The sequence below is a fragment of the Psychroserpens mesophilus genome (genome assembly GCF_050617655.1).
Taxonomy (GTDB): Bacteria; Bacteroidota; Bacteroidia; order Flavobacteriales; family Flavobacteriaceae; genus Psychroserpens; species Psychroserpens mesophilus_A.
On sequence record NZ_JBODQC010000335.1, the window covers coordinates 1 to 253 of the forward strand.

1 protein-coding gene is annotated in these 253 nt (G+C 32.8%); it reads right to left on the minus strand.

From position 1 onward, the window contains the following. Nucleotides 1-239 (minus strand): response regulator (locus ACRHNM_RS17475; RefSeq protein WP_431137919.1); only part of this gene is annotated, 239 nt, incomplete at its 3' end. Nucleotides 240-253: the final 14 nt, after the last annotated feature.

A 253-nucleotide genomic window follows, 5' to 3' on the forward strand; every position in this document is an offset into this window, starting at 1 on the left:
ATCAATACATTAACCGATTTATTTTCTTTTTTAATAGCTCTAAGAGCTGGAATGCCATTAAGTTCAGGCAAGTCAATTTCAGATATAATAACATCAACTTCATGACGTCTTACAAATTCACAAATTTCTATACCGCTACTTAGCTTACCTACAACTTTTAAGTGGGGTTTGCTGTTTAAGGACAATTCTAAGCCTGTTCTTACGATAGGGTGATTGTCAACAATCAAAATACGTATCATGACAATTGATTTTG